This window comes from Blastococcus sp. TF02A-35, assembly GCF_004571075.1.
GTDB lineage: Bacteria > Actinomycetota > Actinomycetes > Mycobacteriales > Geodermatophilaceae > Blastococcus.
In genome coordinates this window covers 24,200-47,102 of the sequence record NZ_SPQP01000029.1, presented here as the reverse complement: position 1 = coordinate 47,102, position 22,903 = coordinate 24,200, and the positions used below count along the sequence as shown (strand labels likewise).

Sequence of the window (22,903 nt, the reverse complement as noted above, 5' to 3'; positions counted from 1 at the left end):
CGGCGCGGTCGCCGCGGGCCCGGTGGAGGTCGGCGAGCTGGTCGCGGCACTGCGCGCGGCCCGGCGCCCGGTCTTCGTCGCCGGCCGCGGGGCGAGGGCGGCCCGCGCGGAGCTGGTGGCGCTCGCGGACCGCTGCGGCGCGCTGCTGGCCACCTCCGCGGTCGCCAAGGGGCTGTTCCGCGGCAGCCCGTGGGACCTCGACGTCTCCGGCGGGTTCGCCACCCCGCTGGCCGCCGAGCTGATCTCCGGCGCCGACCTGGTCGTGGGCTGGGGCTGCCAGCTCAACATGTGGACGATGAGGCACGGTCGGCTGATCGCCCCCGACGCCGTCGTGGTGCAGGTCGACGACGAGCCGGAGGCGCTGGGCGCCCAGCGCGAGATCGCGCTGGGCGTGGTCGGCGACGTGCGCGCGGTGGCCGGGGCGGCCGCGGCGCTGCTGCCGGGCACCGCGGAGGGCTACCGGGTCCCCGAGGTGCGGGAGGCGATCGCGGCCCGCGGGCGCTGGCGGGACGAGCCCTACGACGACGCGGGTGGCGACGGTGTCATCGACCCCCGCACCCTGACCGCGGCGCTGGACGACCTGCTGCCCGCCGAGCGGGTGGTCGCCGTGGACTCCGGCAACTTCATGGGCTACCCGAGCATGTTCCTCGACGTGCCCGACGAGCACGGGTTCTGCTTCACCCAGGCCTTCCAGTCCGTGGGCCTGGGCCTGTCGACCGCGATCGGCGCGGCCCTGGCGCGGCCCGACCGGCTGCCGGTCGCCGCTCTGGGCGACGGCGGCGCGCTGATGGGGGCCTCCGAGCTGGAGACCGTCGTGCGCCTGGGGCTGCCCATGGTGGTCGTCGTCTACGACGACGCGGCGTACGGCGCCGAGGTGCACCACTTCGGCCCGGACGGGCACGCGCTGGGCACCGTCCGGTTCCCCGAGACCGACTTCGCCGCCATCGGCCGCGGCCACGGGTACGAGGCGGTGACCGTGCGCGGGACCGCCGACCTCGCCGGCGTCGCGGCCTGGCTGGCCGGCCCCCGCTCGGCGCCGCTGCTGGTGGACGCCAAGGTCGCCCGGAACGCCCCCTCCTGGTGGCTGGAGGAGGCGTTCAGGGGGCACTGAGCCCACCTCAGCCGGTCTCCTCCAGCACCTCGTGGACGGCGGCGACAACCGCCTCCGGGTCCTCCGAGGGGATCTGGTGCCCGGCGTCCACCTCGACCGTCCGGGACCGTGCCGAGAGGGCAGCCAGGGCCGCCTGGCCGGCGTCCCACGCCGGCGAGCTGCCCTGCCCGCGGCGCAGCACCACCACCGGCGGGTCGCCCGGCAGCGCGTCGACCGAGGCCGCTGCGCGCTCCAGGTCGCCCAGGTCCAGCCGCTCCCCGGCCATGGGCACGCTGCCGAGGTCCTCCGCGCCCGTGCCCCGGACGACGCCGACGGAGGGGTCCAGCGCGTCGACGAGGACCAGCCCCGCAACCCGCTCGGGGTGGCGGTCGGCGTGGATCCGCGCGAGGTACCCGCCGAAGGAGTGCGCGACGAGGACGACGTCGTCCGCGCCGGCCGCGTGCCGCACCACCGCGTCCAGCTCTGCGTCGAGCTCCTCGGCGCCCCGCCCGGCTCTCCCCGGTGCGGCGCTGTCCCCGGTCCCCGGCCGGTCGTAGCGGCAGACCCGGGCCCGGTCGGCCAGCTCGCGGTGCACGTCAAGCCACTGGCGCGCGGACGCACCGTCCCCGATGCCGTTCACGAGGACGACGGCGGGACCGGAGCCGGCGCACCACACCTGCTGTCCCGGGGAGACGGTGGCGGCCTCCTCGCCGGGCACCGGCTCGGCCGGCGAGCCGCAGGCGGTGGCGGCCACCGCGGTCAGCAGTGCAGCGGCCCCCGTCCGCAGCCGCCCAGGGTTCACGACCGGGTCACCAGGCGGTGGTGGCCTGCAGCACCGCCTCCGACAGCGCGCGGGTGCGCAGCTCGGTGACCTGCTGGTACTCGGGGTCGGCGACCATCCGGCTGAACGCCTCCCGCGAGGGGTAGCGCACGAGCAGCACGGCGTCCCACGCCTGGCCGTCCTCGGCCACGAGCGAGGTCGAGCCGTCGCCGGCGTAGAGCACCTCACCGCCGTAGCGGGCCAGGAACGTGCTGCTCAGGGCGTCGGCGTACTGCGCGTACAGCTCGCGGCCCCCCTCGGCGAACCGCAGCAGGTTCAGCATCACCACCGGCCCTCCCGGGTCCTCCTGCAGGTACCGCTTCAGGTCCGCTCCGCGCGGGTCGACAGCCATGCCCGGCACGCTAGCCGGGTAGGGACCCCGCATGCAGCCGGGAGCGGGCCCGCGGGAGAGCACCATCGAGCTGGGCGACGGCCGGACGATGGCCTACGCCGAGTACGGGGACCCCGACGGGATGCCGGTCCTGGGCTGCCACGGCTCGCCGAGCTCGCGGCTGGAGCGGCACGTCGAGGACGCCGAGGACTACCGCCGGTGGGGTGTGCGCCTCGTCGTCCCCGACCGGCCCGGCTTCGGGCGGTCGGACCCGCAGCCCGGCCGCCGGGTCATGGACTGGCCCGACGACGTGCGGCAGCTGCTCGACCGCCTCGGGGTCGAGCGGTTCGCGACGCTCAGCCTCTCCGGCGGCGCGGCGTACGCGCTGGCCTGCGCGCACGTGTTCGGCGAGCGGATGCGGGCCGTGGGGATCCTCGGCGGGGCGCCGCCGCCCGACGTCCCCTGGCCGTGGCCGCGGTGGGTGCCCTCCCGGGTGCGGGTAGGCCTGCACCGGCCCGCCCAGCTGGCGACGGTGCTGCGGCCGGTCTTCGCGCCGCTGGGGCTGCGCCCCGAGCTGATCCCGCGCTACCTGCAGTTCCGGCTGAACGCGGCCGACCGGCGGGTGATCGGCCGGCCGGCGGTGCGGCGGGTCCTGGCCACCACCTTCGCCGAGGGGCTGCGCAACGGCACCGCCGCGCTCGCCGAGGACCGGGCCCTGCTGCTGCGCCCCTGGGGCTTCCCGCTCTCCGCGGTGCGGCAGCGGGTGCACATCTGGCACGGGACGCAGGACTGGCAGGTGCCGCTCGTCCTCGGCCAGGTGCTCAGCACGATGCTCCCGGACTGCTCGGCGCACTGGCTGGCCGGCGAGGGGCACTTCCTCGTCTTCGACCACGCCCGGGAGGTCTACCGGGCGCTGCTGGACTGAGCGGTCAGGCCAGCTGCGCGGCCACCAGCGGCTCGAGGGTGATCGTGGAGTGCCGCTGCTGCAGCATCCGCAGCGCCCACTTGTCGGTGAACAGCGCCAGCAGCTCGCCGCTGGACCGCTGGACCACCTCGGTGCCGCCGGAGGCGGCGATCAGCGGCACCGACGCCTCGTCGGTGCGCATAGCGATGCTGTAGGGCAGCCGGTCCAGGTGCACCGCCGCGTTGAACTCGTGCTCCATGCGGTGCGTCGCCACCTCGAACTGCATCGGCCCGACGACGGCGAGCACGGGGGAGCCGTCCCCCCGGCGGTCGGAGCGCAGCACCTGCACCACGCCCTCGGAGTCCAGCTGCTCGATGCCCTTGCGGAACTGCTTGTGCTTGGCGGTGTCCTTGCTGCGCACGACGGCGAAGTGCTCGGGCGCGAAGGTGGTCAGCGGCGGGTAGGTGACCGGCTTCTCGCTGTAGAGGCTGTCGCCGACCCCCAGCGCGGAGGCGTTGACCAGGCCCACGACGTCGCCGGGGTAGGCGAGGTCGACGACCTCGCGCTCGCGGCCGAACACCTGCTGGGCGTACTTGGTGGCGAACGGGCGCTTGGTGCGGCCGTGGGTGACCACCATGCCGCGCTCGAAGACGCCGGAGCAGATCCGGATGTAGGCGAGCCGGTCGCGGTGCGCGGCGTCCATGCCGGACTGGACCTTGAAGACGAACGCGCTGAACGGGGCGTCGAGGTCGCGCACCGCGCCCTCGGCGTCGGGCCGGCCCACCGGGGCCGGCGCCAGGTCGACCAGGGTGTCCAGCAGCGCGCCGACGCCGAAGTTCGACACGGCCGAGGCGAACAGGACCGGCGTGCTCACGCCGCCCAGGAAGGACTCCTGGTCGTGGTTCTGGCCGGACTCGGTGAGCAGCTCGGCCTCCTCCTGCGCCTGCAGCCAGACCTCGCCCTCCTGCGCGGTCGCCTCGTCGGCGGACAGCAGCTCCTCGGGGGCGATGGTGGCGCCGCCGGCGGTGCGGGTGAAGCGGCGGAAGTCGCCGGTGCGCCGGTCCAGCACGCCGCGGAAGTCGCCGGCGATACCCACCGGCCAGGTGAGCGGGGTGGGCGTGAGGCCGGTGCGGTCGGCGATCTCGTCCATCAGCTCGAGGGCGTCCTTGCCCGGGCGGTCCCACTTGTTGATGACGGTGACGATCGGGATGCCGCGGTGCTTGCAGACGGCGAACAGCTTCATCGTCTGCGCCTCGAGGCCCTTGGCGGCGTCCACCAGCATCACCGCGGCGTCGACCGCCGTCAGCACCCGGTAGGTGTCCTCGGAGAAGTCTGCGTGCCCGGGGGTGTCGAGCAGGTTGATGACGGCGTCGCGGTAGCCGAACTGCAGCGCCGCGGAGGTGATGGAGATGCCGCGGTCGCGCTCCATCTCCATCCAGTCCGACACGGTGCCCCGGCGGCCGGCCTTGCCGTGCACCGCGCCGGCCTGGCCGATGACGCGGGCGTGCAGCGCGAGCGCCTCGGTGAGCGTGGACTTGCCGGCGTCGGGGTGGCTGATGACGGCGAACGTGCGCCGCCGGGCGGCCTCCGCGACCGCGGTCCCGGTCGCTTCACGGGGCGGGGTCGCTGCGGCGGTCACCCCGGAAACGCTACTAGGCGTCAGCCGGAGTACCCGGCGCGCATGTCCTCGACGACCAGCGGCCGGTCGAGGGTCGAGGGGGTGAGCCGCTGCCGCGGCCGGTCGGCGGGGAAGACGGTCGAGGACTCCAGGACGGCGGCGTCGAGGAACCTCGTGGCCGGTGCCGACGGCGACATAGCCGCGGCCGGCGGCTCGCTCCCGGCCCGGGCCAGCGCGAAGCCCCAGTCGCCGAAGCTCGGCACGTGCACGTGGTACGGCGTCGTCGCCAGGCCCGCCGCGTCGAGCGTGGAGACGGTGCGCCAGAACGCGGCCGGGGTGGAGTACGGGCTGCCGGCCTGGACGGTGACCAGGCCGCCCGGGGCCAGCGCGGCGGAGACCAGGCCGTAGAACTCCTGGGAGTAGAGCCGCCCGAGCACCGGGGTGTCCGGGTCGGGCATGTCGACGACGACCGCGTCGAAGCCGGTGGCCGCGGGGGTCCGCAGCCAGCTGAAGGCGTCGGCGATGACCACCTCGACCCGCGGGTCGTCCAGCGCGCCGCCGTTGAGCGCGGCGAGCCGGGTGCGGGCGAGCTCGACCACGTCGGGGTCGAGCTCGACCTGCACGACCTCGCGCACCGAGGGGTGGCGCAGCACCTCGCGGGCGGCCAGCCCGTCGCCGCCGCCGAGGACCAGCACCCGCGCGGGGTCGCGGGCCAGCGCCGGGTGGACCAGCGACTCGGTGTAGCGGTGCTCGTCGCGGCTGGAGAACTGCAGGTCCCCGTCGAGGTAGAGCCGGACGTCGCCGGAGCGCTCGGTCAGCACGATCTCCTGGTACCGGGACCGCTCCACGGCGACCACCGGGTCGTCGTAGAGGCGCTGGCGGGCGGTGGTCTCGATGTCCTCGGCGCGCAGCAGCAGGACGCCCAGCACGGCGGCGGCCACCAGCAGCGCGCCGGTGGCCGCGCGCCGGGCGCGGATCCCCAGCTGCGACCGCAGCAGCAGCGAGGCGACCACCGCGGCGGCGACCAGGTTCACCACGCCGGTCAGCGCCGCGCCGCGGACCTGCCCGGCCAGCGGGAGCAGGACGAACGGCCAGACCAGCCCGCCGACCAGCGCCCCGGCGTAGTCGGCGGCGTTGAGGTCGGCGAGCAGCTTGCCCGAGCCCTCGGCGTCGATGCCCGCCCGGCCGGTCTGCAGCAGCGTCATGAGCAGCGGGACCTCGGCCCCGACCAGCACGCCGATGACGGCCGTCGCCACCAGCAGCACGGCGCTGCTGGTGCCGTAGAAGGAGAACGACACGTAGAGGGTGACCGCGCTCAGGCCCCCGACGACGCCGAGCAGGATCTCGACGGCGACGAAGGTGGCCGCCGGGCGGTGCAGGAACGGCTTGACCAGCAGCGCGCCGGCGCCGAGCGCGGCCACGAAGCCGGCCACGATCAGCGAGGTCTGGGTGATGCCGCCGCCGACGAGGCTCGCCGACAGCGTGAGCAGCACCAGCTCGTAGATCAGCCCGCAGGCCGCGCAGACCGCGACGGCGGCGAGCAGCAGGGGCCGGGCGCGGACCCCCACGGCCGGCACCTGCGCGGCGGTGGTCATGCCGGTCAGGACAGGGCGGCGGCGTTCACCGCGGCGATCGCCACCAGGCTGGCGGCGATCGCCCACGCGGTGCCGGTCATGTGCGGGGTGTTGACCACGTCGCGCAGGTGGCCGGGGACGAAGGCGTCCAGCAGCCGCAGCGCCACCGCCTGCAGGACCACGCCCAGCACGCCGTAGACCGCGGAGTCGACCAGCCCCTGGCCGAGGCTGTCGTCGCTGGTCATGATCGAGGTGACCACGATGATCGCCAGGGCGAGGTGGTTCGCGCCCAAGAGGACCGCCGCGTTCGGGTTGTGGTCGGTGTAGACCTGGGTCCGCAGGTTGCCCGGGGTGAGCAGGTCGAGGGCGAGGAAGCCCAGCGCCAGCACGGCGAAGCCGATGGCGAAGTAGAGCAGCGTCGCGAGGACGCCGTCGCCGAGCGCCCCGCCGTCCACGCTGCCGAACTCCAGCGCCTGCCATGTCGTGGTCACGTCGGGGTCTCTCCTGGCATCTGGGGGGAGGGGGTCGGGTGGGTCACTTGCCGTCGCCCGGGCCGCCGTCGCCGCCGGCACCGGCCGGCGAGCCGGGGCGGAAGCCCGGGCCGAGGAAGGCGAAGAAGCCGCCGCGGTACCGGCCGTCGAGGTCCTCCACCCGCACGGTGCTGCCGTCGGTGGCCGGGCTGACGATGACGATGTCGTCGTCGTAGCGGAGGTACTCGTTGCCGCCGTCGGCCTGCCGCTCGGCGGGGCGCACGGCGTCGGCGATGGCGGCCGTGGTGGTGCCGACCGGGTCGGGCGAGGAGTAGGTGGCGGTGTCGCCGTCCGAGGAGGTCTGCCGGTAGGTGTCCTCGAGGAAGTCCCGGACCTGGGTGCCGCTGCCGCACCCGGTGAGCAGGACGACGGCGGCCACGGCGAGGGCGGCGACGCGGCGGGCGGCGCTCACGGGGCCCACCTGCTGCTGGTCGTGACGACCTCGCCGGTGTCGCCGTCGGGGTAGAGGTGCCAGGTGTCCCACGTCCAGCCGCCCGCGGCCAGGGGCCGGGCGGTGAGCGCGGTCAGCGCGCCCACGCCGCCGGGGAAGGCGCCGAGCAGCCAGCCCGGCTCCGTCGCGGCCCGGGCCCGGAGCCGGTCGGCGGTGGCGTCCAGCTCGGCGCGGGTGGTGCGGGTGACGGCGGAGCTGAGCTCGTAGCCGGCGGACCGCCGGTGGCGGGGGAGCGGCTCGCCGCCGGCTCCCACGGCGTCGCAGGAGATCTCCTCGGTGAGCCGCCGCCCGCCGGCGACGGCGGTGACGACGTGGGAGGCGCCGAGGACGCCGAGGACGATCTCGCCGCCGGCGTCGTGGCTGAGCCGCAGCTCGGCCAGGGCCGCCGGCGCCGGCCGGTCGAGGAGCAGCCCGAGGGCGGCGGCGGCGACGTCGCGGGGTTCCACGGTCAGCAGGTGCAGGGTCACGGCGTCTCGGCGGTGCGGTGGTAGACGGTGAGCTCGCCGCGGCTGACGGCGCGGCCGGTGGAGACCTCCCACGACTGGGTCGGCGCCCAGCGCTCGAAGGCCAGCAGCCCGGTCTTGTCCGCCGTCGCGTAGTCGGCGTAGTCGACGGTGCCGGTGGGCGGCGTGCCGGTGGTGCCCTCGGCGGTGTAGCTCGCGCGGCCGCGCTCGATCTGCCGGTGCACGCGGTCGTCGAGGACCACGTCGCCGCCGGGCTCGAGGTTGGTGCCCTCGCGGCGCATCCAGAGGGTCATCTCCAGGTCGCCCTCGTCGTCCTCGACGGTGAGCCAGCGGCGGCCGGTGGACCCGTCGAGCAGGTGCTCCTTCCAGGTCATGCCGCCCTCCTCCAGGACGATCGTGCCGCGGACGACGTGGTCGATCCCGGCGTAGGTGATCACGTCGCCGACGCCGATCTTGTGCGGGTCGTAGACGTCCGGCTCGTCGGCGAGCGGGTCGACGCGGCGGCGGGGCCCGGCGGCCGCGGCGAGGTTGCGCCGGCGGAGGACGAGGATGACCGCGGCGAGGACAGCCAGGGCCACCAGGACCACGATCAGCAGGACGAGGAGCACGTCGGACATCGAGCGGCCTCCGGCGGTCGGGGACGGGCCGGGTCGAACCTATCGTGCGACCGGGCCGCTGCGGAGGCGGCCGGAAATGGTTCGCCGCACTCAGGATCCTGGGGCACCATGCCCGGCGGACGACCGCACCACCCGAGGAGCACGAGCACCGTGGAACCCCTGACCGAGCAGCAGCTGCGCCGGTCCTTCGTGAACTGCTCCCGCGGGGAGGCCTCCGGGCTCGCCCTGCCCCGCGACTTCGCCGACACGCCGTGGGCCGAGCTGGAGCTGCTGGGCTGGCGCGACCCCAAGGCGCCGCTGCGCGGCTACCTCGTCCTCGAGCGGGACGGCGGCCCCGTAGGGGTCGCGCTGCGCGCGGCCGAGTCGCGGATGTCCAGCCGGACACCGGCGATGTGCCTGCTGTGCCACACCGCGCAGTCCGGGGACGCGATCTCGCTGTTCACCGCCCGGCGCACCGGCGCCGCGGGGCGCAACGGCAACACCGTGGGCACCTACATGTGCGCCGACCTGGCCTGCGCGGTGCGGGCCGGGACGGAGATCCCGCCGTGGCTGCGCGAGCGGGACCCCGACGAGGTCGCGCAGGAGCGCCGGGCGGAGCTCCGCGAGCGCGTGCACGCGTTCGCGGACGCGGTGGAGCGGCCCTGAGCCGGGTCAGGCGGCGAGCGCGCCGGCGTCCTCCGGCTCGGCGACCGGGCGCGCGCGGCGGCGGAGGCGCACGCCGGCCACCGCGGTGAGGGCGAGCACGACCAGCACGGCCGCGTAGATCTCGGCGACGGTCTCCAGGCCGACCGCGCCCGTGACGGCGCCCGCGACGATCGCCGGGAGGCTGAAGCTCAGGTAGCCGACGACGAAGACGCTGGACATCAGGCCGGCCCGGTCCGCCGGGGCGACGCCCGCGCTGGCGGTCGCGACCGCGCCGAGGAAGGCCAGCCCGAAGCCGAGCCCGGAGACGACGGCGGAGCCGAACATGACCACGGTCTGCACGGTGAGCAGCGCGGCGATGGTGCCGGTGACGCCGACGGCGAAGACCGAGGCGCCGGCGACCATCGCCCGCTCGTGCGGGAGGTTGCGGCCGAGCACGGCGCCCACCGCGGCCGAGCCCTGCATGGCGAGCACGAGGAGGCTGCCGACGAGGTGGTCCTCGATGCCGAAGACCGACGCGGCCAGCGACGGGCCGAGGGAGAGGTAGAGCCCGCCGAGCGCCCAGGCGGCGACGATCACGGGCAGCACGGCGAGGAAGGCCGGGCGCTGGGAGCGGGGCACGCGGACGGTGGGGCGCAGCGAGGTCAGCGCGCCGGGTGCCCGCGGCGAGGTCTCCGGGAGCAGTCGCACCGTGGCGGCGGCGAGCACCAGGGCCACGGCGAGGACGGCGAAGACCCAGCGGGTGGGGGTGGCGACGAACTCGACGACCATGCCGGCGCCGACCACGCCGAGGGAGAGGCCGAACCCGGGGGCGGCGCTGTTGACCAGCGGGCCGAGCGGCTTGTCGGGGCGCTGGGTGTCGAGCAGGGCGGCACCGAGCGTGCCGGTGAGGGCGACCATCGCGACCGCCTGCAGGAGCAGCCCTCCGGCGAGCACGGGCCGGCGGCCTACGTGGTCGGACAGCCCGCCGACGACCAGGAGGGCGGCGAGCAGTGCCATGGCGTAGATGCCGAAGACCGTCGTGAGCATCCCGGGGCCGAAGCCGAACTGCTCCTGGTAGACGCGGTACAGCGGGGTCGGGACGCCGGAGGCGGCGAGGACGAGCAGCAGCAGGCCGGCCGCCGTCCAGAAGGCTGGGGTCCTGGAGAGGGTCGGCACGGGCACGACTCCTCGCAAGGGTCGCCGGCGACCGGGCATTCCCGGGTCGGGCGTGTCAGCCCGCGCGGGTGGTCACCTGTTCGTCGGTGGGGCGGGGGAGGACGAGGACTTCGGTGCCGTCGGGCCGGTAGGTGCGCCATCGGCCGTCGGGTTGTCGTGCCACCCGGAAGCCGTGGTGGACCTTGGTGTGGTGGCGTTCGCAGAGCAGTCCTGAGTTCTCCAGCGAGGTGTCTCCGCCGTCGGCCCAGTGGAGGAGGTGGTGGACGTCGCACCAGTGGCTGGGGGCGTCGCAGCCGGCGAAGACGCAGCCGCCGTCCCGGGCCTCGACGGCGCGGCGCAGGTGGTGGGGGACGACGCGGTGGGAGCGGCCGAGGTCGAGGGGCTGGCCCTCGGGGCCGATCACGATGCGGGTGACGGTGCTGTCGCAGGCCAGCCAGCGGGCGCGGGCGGCGGAGATGGTGGCCCCGAACCCGAGGGTCGCGGCGCCCTGCCCGGTGCCGGGGTCGACCAGGTCTCCGATGGGGATGGTGACCACGGCGTGCGGCTTGGAGGTGCGCAGGACCGGCAGATGGCCGGCGGCGAGGGCGTTGTCGCACAGCTGCACGAGCGCGTCGGCCTGCTGCTGGGCGCGGGTTCTCGTGTCCCCGGCGGGGCGGGAGGCCTGCAGGATCGACTCGATCGCGGCTTGGAGCTTCTCCCCACCCACGGCGTCGAGCTCGCCCCGGAAGGACAGGGTGCCGTCGGAGTGCTTCGACAGGGTCAGCGTCCGCTGGTCGGTGGGGTCGGGCTCGGCACCGTCGGGGTCCAGGCGGGCGAGGTAGTGCGCGACCGCCCGGCGTAGGTGCGGGTGGAACTGGGTGCGCGCGACGTCGGTGAGCAGCTCGTCGATGTCGGCCATGTCCACGCCCTGCTCGTGGGCGGCGGTCACGTTCCTCGCGTCGGCCACCGGTGCGATGGCGCCGACCGCCTCCGTGCTCACCTCCCCGGCGGCGGCCGCTCCGGCGAGGACCGGCAGCTGCTCCAGGGCCCGCCCGGTGCGGACCAGCGCGTTCGCAGCAGAGGCGGAGAACCGGGCGTGCCCACGCAGCCAGGACTGCATCGAGGCATTGCCGTCGACCTCCGCGGCATCGGCCAGCTCGCACTGCCGCACCGTGCGCGCCACCTCGGCGTCCAGCCGGTTCTTCAGCACCAGCAGACCACCGAGCCGCTCCAGCAGGGCCGGCCCGAACGCCCCGTCCAGCCGCTCGGCGGACAGCTCGTCGAGAGCCGCCCCCAGAGCCGCTGAACCAGTCGAACGCATGTACGAATCCTACCGGCCACGAGTGCCGGATGCATCATGAATCCCCAGCTCAGGACGCTGTCCACAGGTCGCGGCTTGTCTCGCTCCTGGTGGAGATCCGGTGCCAGCGGCCGCGCGGGCGGGCACGTGTGACTCGGGATGCCTCAACGTCGAACGAGGCCCCCGGATGGGGACCTCGTTCAGCGGCGTACGTGGTGGGTCAGTAGTCGTCAGGGTCCCTGATCTCGTCGCGGCGGAGGTCCTCCCAGGTGACGCGGCCGTCCGGCCACAGAAGAAGCGTGACCTTCTTATGGTCGCCGTCGGCCCCGTTGCGGACGGTGAAGTGGGCGGGCTCGTCCGGAGATGCGACCGGCGTCGCGTTCTCCGAGGAAGCGGTGCTGCTGTCGGCCATCGTCGAGTTCCGGCCGTCGACACCGGCCCCGTCAGGCGTGCGCGGCGGTCAGCCGCTCGAGCGCCGCACGGGGCAGGAAGGCCAGCTGGGCGCGCTTCTCCGGCAGGTCGATCTCCGGTCCCAGCTCGCAGCCGAGCCGCGCCAGCAGACCCAGCGCCCGCTCGTTGCCCGCGTCCGGCTCGACGACGATCCGCTGCACGTCCGGGTTGCCGAGCAGCACCGGCCCGAGAGCGCCGATCAGCCGCGGGGTGAACCCCGGCTCGTGGCTCGACGCGGGAGCCAGGAGCAGGTGGATGCCCAGGTCGCCGGGCTGCGCGGGGTAGGCCTCCGCGACCGGGTCCTCGGCCGGCTCGTAGGTCTGCAGCAGCGCCACCGGCACGCCGTCCAGCGAGAGCAGGTAGGCGTGGTGGGTGGAGAGGGAGTCGACGAACCCGTAGATCTCCCGCACCTGCTCCTCGGTGTGGTCGGTCATGCCCCAGAACCGCGCCCGCTCCTCGCGCACCCACGAATGCACCAGCGGGGCGTCGCGGTCAAGGTCCAGCAGGCGCACGCCGAGCGTGCGGCCGTCCCCGAACGGGCGGGTGCCCTCGACGAGGCGGGCATCGGTCACGGGAGCTCCTCCGGGGTTGCGGGGACGGGGACGAGGCCGCCACGGGCCCACAGCGGTGCCTGGTCCTCGGCGTGCGGGCCCGGCACCCCGTCGGCGCCCAGCGGCACCACCCAGCGGCTGGCGTCGCGGTCGGCGAGGTCCCAGACGTAGCGGGCGACCGGGCCGCGGAAGGACAGGTCGGTGAGGCCGGGCAGGCTCGCGGTCGCGAGCACGCAGTCGGTGTCACCGCTCAGCGGCGTCCCGTCGGCGGGCCGGGCGACGGTGCCCTCCCAGGGCGTGCCGTCGAGGGAGTGGACGGTCCGCAGCCGGTGCGTGGCGCCCCACTCCGGGGTCGGCGCCGACGCGGCGTCGGCGAGCGCCTCCCGGGCCACCTGCACCACGTCGACGCCGTGGCCCGGCAGCACGCGCAGCAGGCGCTCGAGCGCCGTCCCGATCCGCTCGACCGGCGACAACCACGGCGCCAGGACCTCCGGCGCCCGGGCGGGCAGGTGCAGCGGGGCGAGCAGCGGCAGGCCGGCCAGCCGGTGGACCAGCGCCGAGCGCCAGGCGGCGTAGGCCCCGGCTCCCGGGCTGTCGGCGGCCATCCGCCCGTCCCAGGCCTCGACCAGGTCGAACAGCCGGGCGGCGGGCGACCCGTCCTCGGGCCGGCCGCACGTGGCGAGCAGGTCGCGGGCGCCGGTCGGCGGCGCCGCCGTGTCGACCAGCACCGCCGCGAGGTCGTCGACGGTCAGCCCGGTGCGGTCGCCGAGCAGGGCGCGCAGCCGGGCCGCGCGGTGCGGCGGGGCGAAGACGGTGCCGAACGGCGCGACGTCGGGCCGCCGGTCGTTGGCGGTCACCGCCACGCCGTCCCAGGGGGCGTCGTCGGTGACCTGCTGCCCGGCCGGACCCGGGTGGGTGCCCCGCCACGCCGACTCCGCCTCCCAGGCCGGGACCGGGTGCCAGCCGTTCGCGGCCGCCCGGGAGGGGACGCGGCCGGCCACCAGCTGGCGGACGTCTCCGGCGGTGTCGGCGACCAGAACCGCGTTCACCGGCTCGACCCAGGAGGCCAGCGCCTCCTCGACGTCGCCGGCGGTGCGCGCCCGAAGGAGCCGCGGCAGCGCCTCGAACCCGAGGGCGGCGTCGACCCGGCTCGGTGCCCGCAGCGACAGCGCCTCGTCCGCCGACCACGTGGGCACGACGACCGGGCCCCGTGCGGTCTCGACCAGCTCCACCGTCACCGGCTCGCCGTCGCGCACCTCCAGCCGCACCGAGGAGACCGCCGCCGGCTCCCAGCCGTCGGGCCCCTGGGCCAGGACGGCGTCGCCGTCGCGGCGGAGCCGCTCCCGGTAGAGGTCCTGGTAGTCGGCCATGGCGTTGGTGACCGCCCAGGCGACCGTGCCGGTGTGCCCGAAGTGCGCGACGCCGGGGACCCCGGGGAAGGCGAGGCCGACGACGTCGACGCCGTCGGCGACCAGGTGCACCTGCTGGTAGACGCCCGGCCGCTCGATCACCCGGTGCGGGTCACCGGCGACCAGCGGGAGGCCCGACGCCGTCCGGGACCCGGTCACGGCGACGGCGTTGCTGCCCTCCGGCGGCCCGAGGCCGAGCGCGACGGCGAGCTCCGCCCCGAGGCCCGGCCCGAAGGAGCGCAGCAGGTGGCCGCGCCACACCTTGCTGCCCACCGTTCCGAAGAGCACGTGGTTGGCCAGGAAGACGCCCAGCGGGGTCCACGGCTGCCACTCGCCGGAGGTGCCGCCGAGCGCCTGCAGCTCCGGCGACCGCGCGACGCCCTCGGCCATGCCCTCCCGCACGCCCTCGACGTAGGAGCCGACCCACCGCCGCGTCGCCGGGTCCAGTGCCGCGTAGCAGCGGCGCGCGGTGTCGTCGAGGCGGGCGCGGGCGGCGAAGGTGTCCCACGCGAGGCCCGCGGCGCCGACGTGCGCCGCCAGCGTCGCCTCGCTGCGCCACCGCTCGGCCTCCAGCTGCCAGGCGCGGTCGACCGCGGTGACCCGGCCCTGGGCGCGGGCCAGCTCGTCGAGCGACCCGGCCCGGACCGTGGGCACCCCCCAGGCGTCGCGGTGCACGGTCACCGGCCGCTCGCCGGCCCGAACGGCGCCACCGGGTTGGCCAGCGTCCCGGCGTACTGCAGCGACGACGCCTGGTCGGTCAGGTCGACCATCTGCAGCGTGTTGCGCAGCTGCAGCCGGTTCAGGCACGAGTGCGCGAACTCCGGCGTGAAGAGGTCGAACCGCTCGTGCAGCTCCGGGTGCGCCTCGCGGTGCGCGAGCAGGCAGTCGGCCACGCAGCGCCAGAACTCGTCGGCGGGCAGCAGCCCGTCGGTGTCCAGCACGCCGGCCAGGTAGCGCAGGAACCCGTCGAAGACGTCGGTGAAGACCGACAGCAGCCGCACGTCGTCGGGCTCGTGGACCCGGATCCGCTCGATCTCCGGGGGCAGCGGGCGGTCCCCGAACACGGCCACCTCCTCGCCGACGTCCTTCATGAGCACCCGCGCCGGCGCCGAGCCCCGCAGCACGACGATCAGGTTCTCCCCGTGCGGCATGAAGGCGAGGTCGTGGGCGAGCAGGCAGTGGACCACGGGGCGGAGGTAGGCGTCGAGGTACCGGCGCAGCCACTCCCGCGGGGGCAGCCCCGCGTCGGCGACCAGCCCGCCGACCAGCGAGCGCCCCTCGGCGTCGCGGTGCACCAGCGCCGCCATCGTCATGGCCCGCTCGTCCGGTCCCAGCCGCGGCACCGGGCTCTCCCGCCAGAGGGCGGCGACCATCCGCTGGTACGGCGAGCGGATCCCGCGGGCGGCCATCCGGTGGTAGGCGTCGCCGGTGTAGCCGACCGACGCCAGCTCCCGCAGCACGTCGAAGCCGGCGGCGCCGAGCTCGGGGTCGGTGCGGACCACGGAGGCGACCCAGTCGTTGATCGCCGGGGTCGGCCGCATGTAGGCCGGTGAGAGCCCGCGCAGGAACCCCATGTTCTGGATCGCCAGCGCCGTCTTCACGTAGTACCGGTCGGGCCGGTCCAGGTCGAAGAAGGTCCGGATCGACTGCTGCGCCTGGTACCGGTCCTCGCTCAGGCCGACCGGGACCAGGTCGCGCCGGCCGACGTCGGCGGCGAAGGTGACCGCCAGCCGGTGCTCCCACTGCCACGGGTGGACGGGCAGGTAGAGGTAGTCGGCCGGGTCCAGGCCGAGCCAGCGCAGCCGGCCGGCGAACCGGTCGAGGAGGTCCTCGCCCAGCTGGCCGGCGTAGAGCCGCTGCTCGTCCACGCCCTCCCCGCAGGCGAGGTGGGTGTGCTCCCGCCGGGCCGCGACCCACACCAGCCGGACCGGGGCGCCGGCCTCGGGGGCGTAGGCGGCGGTGTCGCCCAGCCCGAAGCCGATCCGCCCGTTGTTGGCGACGAAGGCGGGGTGCCCCTCGGTCATCGAGCGCTCGACGGTCTGCAGGTCGGCGCGGGCCAGCTCCCGGGCGTCGGTGCGGCGGTGGTGCAGCTTCCACGCCACGCCGGCCAGCGTCGCGCTGACCTCCTCGAGGTAGGTGGCGAGCAGGGCGTCGGGGATGCCCAGCTCGGCCTGCAGCTCGTCCACGAGGGCCAGCGCGTCCAGCGGCGCGTCGGCGCCGTCGACGCTCCGGGTCACCGAGGCGGGGTCGACGTCCCAGTGCTCCAGCGGCAGCACCCGGGCGGCGAACCCGTAGCGCACGCCCCCCGCGGTGGACAGCCGCCACCGGGTGCGGCCGAGGGCGTCGGCCGGCCCGTCGGCCGGCTCCGGGGAGACCAGCCGCTCGTGGGCGAACTCCGCCAGCGCCTTGGTGACGACGTGCCGGTGCGCCCGGGCCATCGCCGCCGGCTCCAGGTGCGCCGCGGCGGGGAAGCCGTCCAGCTCGGGCAGGGTCGCGGTCATGCGAGCACCCCGCCCAGCTCGCTGGCGGCGAACGCCTCGGGCGTGCAGGTGCTGAGCACCGCCGTCTTGTGGCCGAGGTCCAGCGGCCCGTGCTCCACGAACCCCGCGGCCCGGTTCTTGGCCCGGATGGCGTCGTTGCGCGCGTCGGGCTCGACGACGACCCGCCGGGCGCCGGGGCGGTCCAGGCAGAAGCGGACGACCGCGGCCATCACCGCCGAGGTGAGGCCGGCGACCGGGGCGGCACCCTCCGCCGGCGGCGCGACCAGCAGGTGCATGCCGACGTCGCCGGGGGCCGCCTCCCACACGCCGGCGAGCTCCCGGTGCCGCGGGTCGTAGGTCTCGGCGAGGAAGGTCGGGACGCCGTCGACCCGGCCGAGCCAGGCGTCGTGGTGCGGGTCCGCGTCGATGGCTGCGTAGGCGTCGCGGACGCCGGCGGGCGAGGCGCCCTGCATGAGCCAGTAGGCCGAGCGGGGGTGGGTCACCCAGGCGTGCAGCAGGTCGAGGTCGCGGCCGACGTCGAGCGGCTCGAGGGTCAGCAGCCCGACCGGGGTGCGGGCCGCCCAGGGCGGGGCGACGGCGCTCACCGGGCGGCTCCGGTGGCCACGAGCGGGCCGGCCGCGAGGTCGGTGCCCTCGGCCACGCCGAACGACTGGTAGGCGATGCGCTCCTCGACCGGGTAGACCTCCCGGCCGGCCATCGAGTTGATGATGACCGAATTCCGGTAGGCCCCCATGCCGAGGTCCGGCGCGATGAGGCTGTGGGTGTGCTCCTCGGCGTTCTGCACGTAGACCTCCCGGCCGGCGACGTCGACGGAGTGGTCGAAGGCGACGTCGTACCGGCCGCGCGCGTCCCACCGGATGCGGTCGCGCACCGGGTCGAGGAACGCCGGCACCTCCGCGCGGTAGCCGGTGGCCAGCACCAGGCCCCGCGTGGTGCGCGCGACCGTGCGGCCCTGCTCCTCGTGGTGCAGCTCCAGGGCGTACTCGCGCCGCCCGGCGTCCCAGCGGGCACCGGTCACCTCGACGCCGGTGAGCAGCGACGTCGGGACCTCGCCTCGCCGTCCCTTCCGGTAGAGGGTGTCGTAGATGGCGTCGACGAGGTCGGCGCTGATGCCCTTGAACAGGTGCCGCTGCTCGCGGGCGAGGACGTCGCGGCGCTCCATGGGCAGGGCGTGGTGGTAGCGGGCGTACTCCGGCGAGGTCATCTCCAGGGTCAGCTTGGTGACCTCCATGGGGAAGAACCGGGGGGCCCGGGTCACCCAGTCGACCCGGTAGCCGAACCGGTCGGCGTCCTCCAGCAGGTCGAGGTAGACCTCCGCCGCGCTCTGGCCGCTGCCGACGACGGTGACGTGCCCGAGGGTCTGCAGCTCCTCCTTGTGCTGGAGGTACTGCGCGGTGTGCCACGCCGGGCCCGGCAGGTCGCGCAGCGGGGCGGGGACCGACGGCACCGTCCCGACGCCGAGCACCAGCCGCCGGCCGAGGTGGACCTCCTCCGCACCGGTCGCGACGACGCGGGCGGTCACCCGGTAGACGCCGTCGGCGTGCTCGACGCGCTCGACGTGGCGGCCCCACCGCAGCGCCGGCAGCTGCGCGGCCACCCACCGGCAGTAGGCGTCGTACTCCGCCCGCAGCGGGTGGAAGTCCTCGCGGATGTAGAAGGGGTACAGCCGGCCGGTCGCCTTGAGGTACGCGAGGTAGGAGTACGGCGACGTCGGGTCGGCCATGGTCACCAGGTCGGCGAGGAACGGGACCTGCAGCGTCGTCCCCTCGATGAGCATCCCGGGGTGCCAGGAGAACTCCTCGGCGCCGTCGAGGAAGACGCCGGACAGCCCGTCCACCGGGGCGCTGAGCGCGGCGAGCCCGAGGTTGAACGGCCCGATCCCGACGGCGACGAAGTCGTGCACCTCGCTCATGCCAGCACCTCCTCGCGGGCGCGGGCGCCGGCGAGCAGGTCGTCCCCGGCCTCGCGGACCAGGTCCAGCACCGCCCGGACGTGCTCGCGCGTGGTGGCCGGGTTCAGCAGGGTGAACTTCAGCCAGGGCCGGCCGTCGACGACGGTGCGGGCGACGACGGCCTCGCCCTCGTCGAACAGCCGCTCGCGGATGCCGGCCACGAGGCGGTCGGCGTCGGCCGGGCCGAGCGGGCCGGCGGGGCCTCCCGGCCGGTAGCGGAAGAGGACGGTGCTCAGCACCGGCGCGCTGTGCACCTCGAAGTCCGGGTCCGCGGCGAGCTCGGCGTGCACCTGGCCGGCGAGGTCGAGGCAGGCGTCGAAGGCCTCGCCGACGGCGTCGGCGCCCATCGCGCGCAGGGTCACCCACAGCTTGAGCGCGTCGAAGCGCCGGGTCGTCTGCAGGCTACGGTCGACCTGGTTGGGCGCGCGCTCGCCGCGCGGGTTCAGGTAGTCGGCGTGGTGGGTGCCGTGGCGCAGCGTGGCGCCGTCGCGGACCAGCAGCGCCGAGGAGGCGACGGGCTGGAAGAAGGTCTTGTGGAAGTCCACGGTCACCGAGTCGGCGCGCTCGATCCCGTCGAGCAGGTGGCGGTGCCGGCGGGAGACCAGCAGGCCGCCGCCGTACGCGGCGTCGACGTGCAGCCAGGTGCCGGTCGCGGCGCAGACGTCGGCGACGGCGGCGAGCGGGTCGATGCGGCCGAGGTCGGTCGTGCCCGCCGTCGTGGAGACCGCCATGACGACGTCGCCGGCCGCGCGGACCGCGGCCACCGTCCGGCGCAGCGCCGCCGGGTCCATCCGGTGCCGGCCGTCGGTCGGCACCGTCACGACCGCGTCGCCGCCCAGGCCGAGCAGGCGGGCGGCCTTCAGGACGCTGAAGTGCGCCTGGTCGGTGGCCAGGACGCGCAGCCGGGCACCCTCGGGCAGGGCGCCGCCGGGCAGCGCGGCGAGCGCCTCGTCGCGGGCGAGCAGCAGCGCGTGCAGGTTGGACTGGGTGCCGCCGCTGGTGAAGACCCCGTCCGCGCGGGGGCCGAGCCCGGCCCGGCCGGCGGCCCAGGCGACGAGCCGGCGCTCCATCAGCGTCGCCGTCGTCGACTGGTCGTAGGTGTCCACGGAGGTGTTGACGGCCGAGGCGAGCAGGTCGGCGGCCAGGGCCGGGATGGCCACCGGGCAGTTGAGGTGGGCGACGTAGCCGGGCTCGTGGAACCAGACCGCGTGCTCCAGGTAGAGCCGCGAGGTCTCCTTCAGCGCGGAGAACGTGTCGCCGAGCGGGGCGTCGAGGTCGACGCCGTCGACGAGGTCCGCCAGGTCCTCCTGCGGGGCGCCGGACCGCGGCCGGCGGACGACGCGGACGCGGTCGGTGAGTGCGCCCAGGGCGGCGGTGACGACCGCGGCGTAGTGGTCGACCGTCGCGCCCGAGAACAGGTGTGCGGTCGGCGGGTGCTCTGTCACGGATGGCCCTTCTCGTAGGTTAGCCTCACCTAACAGCGGCGGACACTACACAGCTCCTGCGACCGCCGCTCGGGGGTCCTGGCGGCGAGGTCGAGAGGGGCACGGCGGTGCAGCACGGCTGGGAGGGCGTGGTGCTGAGGGCGCTGCGCGGCAAGGACTTCGTCCTCACCGTGCGGGGCAGCGAGCGCGTCGGCGAGCAGTACCAGCGGGTGCGCGTCGAGGACGGCGGGCTGCTCGCGGCGTGCCCTCCGCACCCGGCGATGTGGGTCCGGCTGTGGTTCGAGCACGACGGCCGGCCGCACCAGCGGGCCTACACGCTCGTGGACCCCGACCCGGCCGGGGGGACCTTCGACCTGGAGTTCGCCCTGCACGACGGCCCGGCCGCGCACTGGTCGCTGGCCGCGCGGCCCGGGGCCACCATCGACGCGACCGTGCAGGGGACCCGGGCCGAGTCCGCGCCCCCCGGCACGCGGGTGGCGCACCTGGTCGGCGACACCGCCTCGCTGCCGGCGGTCAACTCGCTGCTGGACGCCCACCCGGCCGCCCCGGTGCGGGTGTGGCTGGAGGCCGGGCACCCGTCCGACCGCGACCTGCCCGTCCGCGCCCGGGACCGCCACGAGGTCGTGTGGGTGGACCGGGCCGGGCCACCGGGCGAGGCCCTCCGCGCGGCGGTCCTGGCTGCGTGGACGCCGCCGGGGGCGCTCGACCCGGAGCGGGACTGGTTCTGGGTGGCCTGCGAGGCCGCGACCACCCGCGCGCTGGTCCGGCACCTGCGCCGCGACCTCGGGGTGGGCAAGGCGCGCGTGTCCGGCGTCGGGTACTGGTCGGCCACCTGAGGCCGGCTACTCCAGCTCGACCACCACGTCGTCGCTCTCGCGCCCGGGCGCGGCGTCGAGCCAGGCGTGCACGACGCGCAGGGCCACCTCCGGGTCCTCGGCGACGCCCAGCCGACGGCCGCCGTCGGCCTCCGGGTCGTGGTCGTGCGGGTCGTGGTCGTGCGGGTGGTGGTCGTGCGGGTGGTGGTCGTGGTCGTCGACGACGCCGTCGGAGCAGGCCCGGCACAGCACCCCCACCCCGGTGGTCCAGTCCTCGACGGCCAGCCCCGCCCGGTCGAGCGCGTGCTGGAGCTCGTCGACGGCCTCCTCGCTGCCGCGGACGACGACGCTGGAGGTCGGGACCGGCGAGCGCTCCCACAGCTCGATCTCGTCGAAGACCGGGAACTCGACGCCGTCGGACCGCCGCGTGCCCTGCGGCTCGCCGTCGTGCAGGACGACGTCGCCGAACCGGTGCCCGGACCCCGGCGTGGGCACGCTGGCGATGCGGATGCGCGCCGGGTCGATGCGCAGCCCCCACACGACCTCGGGCTCGTGCACCCGGCCGTCGATCTCGAGGTCGCGCTGCCCGACGTAGCGCACCGGCGGGTTGAGCCGGACCGCGCCCGCGCCGAGGTCGTCGTCGACCGGCTCCTCGCCCGAGCCGCCGACCGGGATGCCGTAGGCGGCCCAGGCACGGCGGGCGGTGGCCCAGTCACGCCGCGCGGTGGCGGCGATGCCGAGGTTCCAGGCGGCCGGCTCCTCGCGCCGCTCGTCCTCGGGGACCAGCTCCAGCGAGCGGGCGTTGTGCGCGGAGGCTGCGGGCCAGTCCCGCCGCCACTTGGCGACCAGCCCGCGGTCGAACCACATGCCGCGGTCCGCGGGGTCCCGGCGCAGCACCTCGGCCGCGATCCGGTCGGCCTCCTCGGCGCGGGCGTCGTCGGCGGCCTCGTCGTCGCCCGCGGAGAGGTCCAGCTCGCGGTACCGGTCCAGCAGGTCGTCCAGGGAGAGCTCGGCGAGGGGGCGGTCGGGCAGGGAGGCGGCCACGGCGCAGATGATGCCGCTCACCGCCCGGCCGGGGGCATCGCCCGGACGGGTGCTCGCACCGGGTGGGTCAGCGGCGGCGGCCCTGGAGCACCCCGGCGACGAGCACCGCGACCGTGCCGGCGGCCACGACCGTGAGGAGGCCGGTGCGCAGCCCGGCGGCGTCGGCGATGACGCCGACCAGCGGCGGCGAGGCGAGCAGCCCCACGCGCAGCAGCCAGTTGATCAGCGCGAGGCCGGCGCCCGCGGGCAGGCCCGGCAGCGAGTCCGCGGCGGCGTAGGCCGCCGGCACCATCGTGGCCGCGCCCAGGCCCGCGACGGCGAAGCCGGCCAGTGTCGAGGGCACCGACGGGAACGCCAGCGCGGCGCCCATCCCGGCCGCGATGAGCACCCCGCCCGCGCGGGTGACCGCCCGCTGGCCGAAGCGGTCGACGACGCGGTCGCCGGTGAGCCGGCCCAGCGTCATCGTCGTCTGCAGCGCCACCAGGCCCAGCCCGGCCACCGCCGCGCCGGCCCCGAGGTCCTCGCGGAGGTAGATCGCGCTCCACGAGGCGCCGGCGTCCTCCACGAAGACCCCGGCCGCGGCGAGCAGGCCCAGCGCGCCGAGCAGCAGCGCGGTCCGGGACCACGGGATGCGCGTCCTCCCCGCCGAGGCGTGCTCCTCCGGCGTGCGGTCGTCGTCGTCCGCACCCGGCAGCATCGCCCGGGCCGACACCAGCGCGACCAGCGCGAAGAAGGCCCCGACGCCTGCGAGGTGCCAGCCCAGGGGCACGCCCAGGCCGGCGGCCGCCGAGCCGATCAGGGCGCCGGAGACCGCGCCGATGCTCCAGAGCCCGTGGAAGGCGTTGAAGATCGACCGGTCGTACCGGCGCTGCACCCGCAGGCCGTGCGCGTTCTGGGCGACGTCGACCACCGCGTCGACCCCGCCGGCGACGAACAGCACGCCGGCCAGGGCGAGCCAGGACGGCGCCGCGGCCACCCCCGCCATGCCCGCGGCCAGCGCCACCAGCCCGTAGGCGGCGACGCGCCCCGAGCCCAGCCGGCGGATCAGCGGCGCGGACCAGAGCGCGGCGACGAGGGCGCCCACCGGGCCGCCGGCCAGGGCCGTGCCCAGGGCGGCGTTGCTGAGGTCGAGGGCGTCCTTGATCTCCGGCAGGCGCGGGAGGACGTTGGTGTAGAGGACGGCGTTGACGAAGAACCAGGTGCCGACGGCGGCGCGGGCGGCCCGCGGCGGGGCCGGCACCGGGGGAGCGGACGGCACG

General features: G+C 75.9%; 23 protein-coding genes. 4 read left to right on the top strand and 19 right to left on the bottom strand.

The genetic code is table 11. The annotated features are described in order from the left end of the window. Nucleotides 1-1,111 (top strand): thiamine pyrophosphate-dependent enzyme (locus E4P43_RS14115; protein ID WP_135146097.1); only part of this gene is annotated, 1,111 nt, incomplete at its 5' end. 7 nt (nucleotides 1,112-1,118) lie between these two features. Here E4P43_RS14115 and E4P43_RS14110 read toward each other — a convergent pair. Then, entirely contained in the window at nucleotides 1,119-1,892 is a 774-nt protein-coding gene (locus E4P43_RS14110) for an alpha/beta fold hydrolase (protein ID WP_135146096.1), read from the bottom strand. Nucleotides 1,893-1,899: 7 nt separating this feature from the next. Continuing rightward, a complete protein-coding gene (locus tag E4P43_RS14105; RefSeq protein WP_135146095.1) occupies nucleotides 1,900-2,262 on the bottom strand; it encodes a DUF1330 domain-containing protein in 363 nt (120 codons plus the stop codon). Between the two features lie 31 nt (nucleotides 2,263-2,293). On the opposite strand from E4P43_RS14105, the gene E4P43_RS14100 reads away from it, so the two are divergent. Next, entirely contained in the window at nucleotides 2,294-3,166 is an 873-nt protein-coding gene (locus tag E4P43_RS14100; protein WP_135146094.1) for an alpha/beta hydrolase, read from the top strand. Nucleotides 3,167-3,170: 4 nt separating this feature from the next. On the opposite strand, the gene E4P43_RS14095 is transcribed toward E4P43_RS14100, so the two are convergent. The 6 genes from E4P43_RS14095 to E4P43_RS14070 are packed head-to-tail and all read right to left on the bottom strand — an operon-like array spanning nucleotide 3,171 to nucleotide 8,399. Then, a complete protein-coding gene (locus E4P43_RS14095) occupies nucleotides 3,171-4,784 on the bottom strand; it encodes a peptide chain release factor 3 (protein ID WP_209313888.1) in 1,614 nt (537 codons plus the stop codon). A 20-nt stretch (nucleotides 4,785-4,804) separates the two neighbouring features. After that, nucleotides 4,805-6,358 (bottom strand): polyamine aminopropyltransferase, encoded by a 1,554-nt coding sequence (locus tag E4P43_RS14090; RefSeq protein ID WP_135146092.1) that lies wholly within the window; start codon nucleotides 6,356-6,358, stop codon nucleotides 4,805-4,807. 5 nt (nucleotides 6,359-6,363) lie between these two features. Further along, a complete protein-coding gene (locus E4P43_RS14085) occupies nucleotides 6,364-6,828 on the bottom strand; it encodes a DUF350 domain-containing protein (RefSeq protein WP_209313887.1) in 465 nt (154 codons plus the stop codon). A gap of 43 nt (nucleotides 6,829-6,871) precedes the next feature. Then, entirely contained in the window at nucleotides 6,872-7,279 is a 408-nt protein-coding gene (locus tag E4P43_RS14080; protein ID WP_135146091.1) for a DUF4247 domain-containing protein, read from the bottom strand. Continuing rightward, entirely contained in the window at nucleotides 7,276-7,785 is a 510-nt protein-coding gene (locus E4P43_RS14075; protein ID WP_135146090.1) for a DUF2617 family protein, read from the bottom strand. Before E4P43_RS14075 ends, E4P43_RS14080 begins: the two co-directional genes overlap by 4 nt. Continuing rightward, nucleotides 7,782-8,399, bottom strand: a complete 618-nt coding sequence (locus E4P43_RS14070; protein WP_135146089.1) for a DUF4178 domain-containing protein — start codon at nucleotides 8,397-8,399, stop codon at nucleotides 7,782-7,784. The genes E4P43_RS14075 and E4P43_RS14070 overlap by 4 nt, the downstream gene beginning before the upstream one ends. A 150-nt stretch (nucleotides 8,400-8,549) precedes the next feature. On the opposite strand from E4P43_RS14070, the gene E4P43_RS14065 reads away from it, so the two are divergent. Continuing rightward, nucleotides 8,550-9,044: an FBP domain-containing protein gene (locus tag E4P43_RS14065; RefSeq protein WP_135146088.1), complete on the top strand. Its 495-nt coding sequence runs from the start codon at nucleotides 8,550-8,552 to the stop codon at nucleotides 9,042-9,044. Nucleotides 9,045-9,050: 6 nt separating this feature from the next. On the opposite strand, the gene E4P43_RS14060 is transcribed toward E4P43_RS14065, so the two are convergent. The 9 genes from E4P43_RS14060 to E4P43_RS14020 form a co-directional block, all read right to left on the bottom strand. Further along, nucleotides 9,051-10,205, bottom strand: coding sequence for an MFS transporter (locus E4P43_RS14060; protein ID WP_245159134.1), 1,155 nt, complete (start codon nucleotides 10,203-10,205; stop codon nucleotides 9,051-9,053). Nucleotides 10,206-10,254: 49 nt separating this feature from the next. After that, a complete protein-coding gene (locus E4P43_RS14055; protein ID WP_135146086.1) occupies nucleotides 10,255-11,499 on the bottom strand; it encodes an HNH endonuclease signature motif containing protein in 1,245 nt (414 codons plus the stop codon). 199 nt (nucleotides 11,500-11,698) lie between these two features. Continuing rightward, nucleotides 11,699-11,890, bottom strand: a complete 192-nt coding sequence (locus E4P43_RS14050; protein ID WP_135146085.1) for a hypothetical protein — start codon at nucleotides 11,888-11,890, stop codon at nucleotides 11,699-11,701. A gap of 31 nt (nucleotides 11,891-11,921) precedes the next feature. After that, entirely contained in the window at nucleotides 11,922-12,500 is a 579-nt protein-coding gene (locus E4P43_RS14045) for a GNAT family N-acetyltransferase (protein ID WP_135146084.1), read from the bottom strand. Then, nucleotides 12,497-14,569 carry a penicillin acylase family protein gene (locus E4P43_RS14040; RefSeq protein WP_135146083.1) on the bottom strand — a complete coding sequence of 691 codons (2,073 nt, stop codon included), beginning with the start codon at nucleotides 14,567-14,569 and terminating at the stop codon, nucleotides 12,497-12,499. Before E4P43_RS14040 ends, E4P43_RS14045 begins: the two co-directional genes overlap by 4 nt. Then, entirely contained in the window at nucleotides 14,566-16,389 is a 1,824-nt protein-coding gene (locus E4P43_RS14035) for an IucA/IucC family protein (RefSeq protein WP_245159133.1), read from the bottom strand. Before E4P43_RS14035 ends, E4P43_RS14040 begins: the two co-directional genes overlap by 4 nt. Beyond that, nucleotides 16,386-16,973, bottom strand: a complete 588-nt coding sequence (locus E4P43_RS14030) for a GNAT family N-acetyltransferase (protein ID WP_135146082.1) — start codon at nucleotides 16,971-16,973, stop codon at nucleotides 16,386-16,388. The genes E4P43_RS14035 and E4P43_RS14030 overlap by 4 nt, the downstream gene beginning before the upstream one ends. Beyond that, a complete protein-coding gene (locus E4P43_RS14025) occupies nucleotides 16,970-18,301 on the bottom strand; it encodes a SidA/IucD/PvdA family monooxygenase (RefSeq protein WP_135146081.1) in 1,332 nt (443 codons plus the stop codon). Before E4P43_RS14025 ends, E4P43_RS14030 begins: the two co-directional genes overlap by 4 nt. Beyond that, nucleotides 18,298-19,785, bottom strand: a complete 1,488-nt coding sequence (locus E4P43_RS14020) for an aspartate aminotransferase family protein (protein WP_209313886.1) — start codon at nucleotides 19,783-19,785, stop codon at nucleotides 18,298-18,300. Before E4P43_RS14020 ends, E4P43_RS14025 begins: the two co-directional genes overlap by 4 nt. 107 nt (nucleotides 19,786-19,892) lie before the next feature. On the opposite strand from E4P43_RS14020, the gene E4P43_RS14015 reads away from it, so the two are divergent. Continuing rightward, entirely contained in the window at nucleotides 19,893-20,621 is a 729-nt protein-coding gene (locus tag E4P43_RS14015; RefSeq protein ID WP_135146080.1) for a siderophore-interacting protein, read from the top strand. Between the two features lie 6 nt (nucleotides 20,622-20,627). On the opposite strand, the gene E4P43_RS14010 is transcribed toward E4P43_RS14015, so the two are convergent. Then, a complete protein-coding gene (locus tag E4P43_RS14010; RefSeq protein WP_135146079.1) occupies nucleotides 20,628-21,644 on the bottom strand; it encodes a tetratricopeptide repeat protein in 1,017 nt (338 codons plus the stop codon). A gap of 67 nt (nucleotides 21,645-21,711) precedes the next feature. After that, on the bottom strand, nucleotides 21,712-22,902 hold the full coding sequence (locus tag E4P43_RS14005) for an MFS transporter (RefSeq protein ID WP_135146078.1): 1,191 nt from the start codon (nucleotides 22,900-22,902) through the stop codon (nucleotides 21,712-21,714). Between the last annotated feature and the right edge of the window lies 1 nt (nucleotide 22,903).

Excerpts from the sequence above, each read along its gene's own strand:
- E4P43_RS14070 (WP_135146089.1), bottom strand. The coding sequence starts at position 8,399 with ATGTCCGACGTGCTCCTCGTCCTGCTGATCGTGGTCCTGGTGGCCCTG.
- E4P43_RS14025 (WP_135146081.1), bottom strand. The coding sequence starts at position 18,301 with ATGAGCGAGGTGCACGACTTCGTCGCCGTCGGGATCGGGCCGTTCAAC.
- E4P43_RS14090 (WP_135146092.1), bottom strand. The coding sequence starts at position 6,358 with ATGACCACCGCCGCGCAGGTGCCGGCCGTGGGGGTCCGCGCCCGGCCC.
- E4P43_RS14105 (WP_135146095.1), bottom strand. The coding sequence starts at position 2,262 with ATGGCTGTCGACCCGCGCGGAGCGGACCTGAAGCGGTACCTGCAGGAG.
- E4P43_RS14100 (WP_135146094.1), top strand. The coding sequence starts at position 2,294 with ATGCAGCCGGGAGCGGGCCCGCGGGAGAGCACCATCGAGCTGGGCGAC.
- E4P43_RS14035 (WP_245159133.1), bottom strand. The coding sequence starts at position 16,389 with ATGACCGCGACCCTGCCCGAGCTGGACGGCTTCCCCGCCGCGGCGCAC.
- E4P43_RS14050 (WP_135146085.1), bottom strand. The coding sequence starts at position 11,890 with ATGGCCGACAGCAGCACCGCTTCCTCGGAGAACGCGACGCCGGTCGCA.
- E4P43_RS14055 (WP_135146086.1), bottom strand. The coding sequence starts at position 11,499 with ATGCGTTCGACTGGTTCAGCGGCTCTGGGGGCGGCTCTCGACGAGCTG.